The sequence below is a fragment of the uncultured Oscillibacter sp. genome (assembly GCF_947654275.1).
In the GTDB taxonomy this organism is placed as follows: domain Bacteria; phylum Bacillota; class Clostridia; order Oscillospirales; family Oscillospiraceae; genus Oscillibacter.
Genome location: NZ_CANTJS010000101.1, coordinates 1 through 3,897 on the forward strand (window position 1 = coordinate 1; position 3,897 = coordinate 3,897).

General features: G+C 61.6%; 4 protein-coding genes. All 4 read right to left on the reverse strand.

The window, feature by feature from the left end; all coding sequences use genetic code 11:
- Positions 1-839: ArdC family protein (locus Q0063_RS14440; protein WP_297872654.1), on the reverse strand; the 839-nt coding region annotated here is incomplete at its 3' end.
- A gap of 133 nt (positions 840-972) precedes the next feature.
- Positions 973-1,335, reverse strand: coding sequence for a cysteine-rich VLP domain-containing protein (locus tag Q0063_RS14445; protein ID WP_297872657.1), 363 nt, complete (start codon positions 1,333-1,335; stop codon positions 973-975).
- A complete protein-coding gene (locus tag Q0063_RS14450; protein ID WP_297872655.1) occupies positions 1,335-1,874 on the reverse strand; it encodes a hypothetical protein in 540 nt (179 codons plus the stop codon). Before Q0063_RS14450 ends, Q0063_RS14445 begins: the two co-directional genes overlap by 1 nt.
- A gap of 2 nt (positions 1,875-1,876) precedes the next feature.
- The coding region (locus Q0063_RS14455; RefSeq protein ID WP_297872656.1) for a DNA topoisomerase at positions 1,877-3,897 on the reverse strand (2,021 nt) is incomplete at its 5' end.

Sequence of the window (3,897 nt, forward strand, 5' to 3'; positions counted from 1 at the left end):
AGGGACTTGTCCTTACTCCAGCCGGCGATGTAGCCTATGGAGTTGGCGCTGGTGTCGATACCATAATATTGGCAGACCGCATAGGACACGCTCTCGGCCTCCACCTCCATGGTGTTTTCGTCCTTGGCCTTGGGCGGTTCCTTGTCTGTGTTCCCGGCAGCGGCGGAGACGCGGTTCTTCTCACGGTCATGAAGGACCGCGTGGCCGATCTCATGGACAGCGGCGCACACCGTCTGCACCTGGCTCATGCCCTCCCGGATGGTAATGGTCTGTTTGGCATGGTTGCAGAGGCCGTCTGTATTCTGGTCAAGAGCCCCGAAGGATATGGGCATGGGGGATGTTCGCCGCAGGGCCTCCATGAACGCCTCGTACTGCTGCACATCGCCGGTCAGACCGGCGGCGAGGCTGGGGAGGGGCTTGCCCTCTGTCTGATCGGCGGAGAAAACCTTCACCGGCTTGAACAGGGGAATTTCCACAGTTTTCTCATCTATGATGATGTTCCCGTCCGGACCCAGCACCGGGGCCATGGTGTCCGGGTCCAGCCGCATTTCCTCAACCTTCCTTTTCAGGGGCGTGGGTGCAATGATGGTCAGGCCCTTCTCCCCCTTCTTCACATGCCGCCCGGCCTGTTTCCATTTGTGGAAGCCCGCCACAGGTTTGGCGGCATGGGGACGCTGCATGTGAATGAGGATCGTATTATTGACGGAATAGCTGTGAAACCGGGACATTGTGCGGAGGTAGTCAAAAAACCGCTCACTCTGAAAGAGCTCCTGGATATTCTGCTCAATCCCCAAAACAATTTCCTTCACCCGTTCCCGGTTGGTTGGCTGGTCAGCCATGACAGATCAACTCCCTTCTTAATTTGTAACGGTTTAGAACCGTGTTTTTGGCGGGGTGTGGAAAAAGATGCAGGCGTTTCCGGTCCAGCGCCGGAAACGCCTGAAAGCAAAGGCTTTTCCTATGCCGAAAGCGTTACAGCCGCCCCCTGTACCGGCGCACCCGATCCCGGGTTCTGCGCCGCGCCTCCTGCCGGGCGCAGCCGTCACAGTAGGCGGCCCGGTTGCTCCGTGGGAGAAACCGGCTGCCGCAGAGGACACATCGTTTCCAGTGATGAACGCCGCCCACGATCTCCGTCCACAGTTCCCGGTCAGAGGGGAGCACGGCGGCGCGGAAATATTTGCAGATCAGGGTAGGCGTAATCATCTGGGGGCAGGGGCAGGTATCCCCGTCATCCAGCGGGAGGCAGTTCCCGCCGTCATAGTTGGCACACAGGCGGCGGATAAGCTTTTTGGCGCGGCGGAATTGGGCGTCACTCATACGGCACAGCGCGGGCATCACCGCTCCGCCTCCTTGGGCTTGCGGCTCCTGGCCCTGGCGGGCTTCATGGGATTGCCCCGCACATCGTAGCTGGAGACGCGGGCGGCGGGAGAAGCCCACCCCTTCATTGCCCCGCCCAGCATTGCCGCCTCCATCTGAGGGGTAATCCGCTGGCGGGCATTCAGGCTGTCCGCTTTCCGGCGGTTTGTCTGCGGATCATCTGTGGAGAAGCCGCATTTCTCATAGCCCTGTTTGCCTTTTTCAATGCGGATGATCTCTCCGGTGGTGGGCAGGATAGAAAAGCACTGGGACGGCAGCTGGGGCAGCTGCTCCGGGGCGTAGGTGTTCCCAACCCGCTCCATCAGCTTGGCAAACTGGCAGATATGATAGGTCTCCCGGCCCACGCGGGTATGGTATTCATCCAGGAAGGTGCAGGCCCGCTTCACTTTCCCGCCGTCTGAACGGGTGACAATGATCGTGCCGCCGTCCGGAATAAAAAACAGCGTCCTGTAGCTGCTGTCAATAAATCGGATCATGGTCTGGTTTTCGTCATTCATGGTTACGATCTCCTTTCAAATTCCAGACGGTAGTTGGTCTGAGCGCCGTCATCCTCCAAAATAACAGCGGCATCGTAGGTCCTGCCGGTTTTCTCGGAGAAACAGCCGGTAAGCCTCGCCTGCCCGTCCTTCAGCAGCGCAGCGGCAATAGATTTTGTCAGGGATTTCTTTTTTGCAGAGAAGAATTTACTGTCTTTCCAGAGTGCAAAGCGGCAGTCCCGGTTGTCACAGAAAAAGCCCTTTTTGCTCTCAGTAACAGCGCGTCCGCAGCGAGGGCAGGGGCCGACAGTTTCCCGCTCAGAGGGGAACAGGACCTCCCAGCCGGGGACCGGCTGATAGTCCCGAACCAGATTGCGGACCAAAGCTGCGATGCCGTCCATGAAGTCCTCCGGGGTAAGCGTCCCACGCTCTACCTCCCCCAGCCGCTGCTCCCATTCGGCGGTCAGCAGGGGAAATTGCAGGACCTCCGGCAGGACGGTGATGAGGGAACTGCCCGCCTGGGTGGGCAGAAGATTGGCGATCTTCTTTGCTTTTTTCCGCTCCACCAGCCCGGAGGCCACCAGTTTTTCCAGAATCCCGGCGCGGGTGGCGGGCGTTCCGATGCCCCGCCGTTCTGTGTTCTCCGGCATATCCTCCGCCCCGGCGGTCTCCATGCTGCTTAATATTGTATCCTCCGTGAAGTGCCTGGGCGGGGACGTTTTGCCGGTCTTTACCCGGACCGCCTCCACCGGCAGCGTCAGCCCTTCCGACAGTCCCTCCGGGAGAGCCGTATCCTGGGGCAGTTCGGCATAGGCCCGCCAGCCCGTGTCCAGCAGTACCTTCCCCTTGGCCGTAAAGCTGTGGCCGCCGCACTCTGCCACTACGGCAGTCTCGGCATACCGATAGGGCGGGCAGACCGCCCGGAGCAGACTTTGGGAGACCAGCCGCAGAATCTCCCGCTCCCCCAGGGGCAGGGCGGCAATATCAGCGGCAGCGGCGCTCCTGGTGGGGACAACCGCGTGGTGATCGGAGACCTTTTGGCTGTTGCAGACCTGGGATGCCAGGATTTCCTCCGGCGCGTCCAGACCCCAGACGGCAGCGGCGGCGGAGACCAGCTCCGGAACCGCGCTTTCCATATCATCGGTCAGAAAGCGGCTGTCCGTTCGGGGATAGGTACACAGTTTCTTTTCATAGAGGGCCTGGAGGTAATCCAGGGTTTGTTGGGCGGTGTAGCCCAAGGCACGATTGGCCTCCCGCTGGAGGGTGGTGAGATCGCAGAGGGCCGGGGCCTTTTCCGTCTTTTCCTGCCGCTCCACTGTCCGGACGGCGGCGGGGCTATCCCGGCAGGCGGCGGCAATGGCGTTCGCCTCCGCCGGGTCAGACAGCCTCTCGCCAGCAGCCGTCATGCCGCCGCAGTCCAGCTCCACCGTGTAGAAAGGCACCGGCTCAAAGACGGAAATCTCCGCCTCCCGCTGGACGATCAGGGCCAGGGTGGGCGAGATCACCCGCCCGACGTTCAGGGTCCGGCCATAGAGCAGGGAGAACAGACGGGTTGCGTTGATGCCCACCAGCCAGTCCGCCTTGGACCGGCACAGGGCCGCTTGGTGGAGGCCGTCATAGTCCCTGCCGGGCCGGAGATTGGCGAAGCCCTCCCGAATGGCCCCGTCCTCCATGCTGGAAATCCACAGCCGCTGGACAGGCTTGGTGCAGCCCGCCAGATGGTAAACTGTGCGGAAGATCAGCTCCCCCTCACGGCCTGCGTCGCAGGCATTCACCACCTCCGACACATCCTCCCGCCGCCGCAGCGTCCGCAGGAGGTCAAACTGACTGCGCTTGTCCGCCCGGATGGTAAACCGCCAGCTCTCCGGCAGGATAGGCAGGTCCTCCTGCCGCCACTTGGCGTAGTCCGGGTCATACGCAGCAGGCTCGGACAGCTCCGCCAGATGCCCGACGCACCAGGAAATCAGCCAGCCGCCGCCCTCCATATAGCCGTCCTTCCGGCCAGTTACACCCAGCGCGGCAGCAATGCTCTGTCCTACGGATG

Excerpts from the sequence above, each read along its gene's own strand:
- Q0063_RS14445 (WP_297872657.1), bottom strand. The coding sequence starts at position 1,335 with ATGCCCGCGCTGTGCCGTATGAGTGACGCCCAATTCCGCCGCGCCAAA.
- Q0063_RS14450 (WP_297872655.1), bottom strand. The coding sequence starts at position 1,874 with ATGAATGACGAAAACCAGACCATGATCCGATTTATTGACAGCAGCTAC.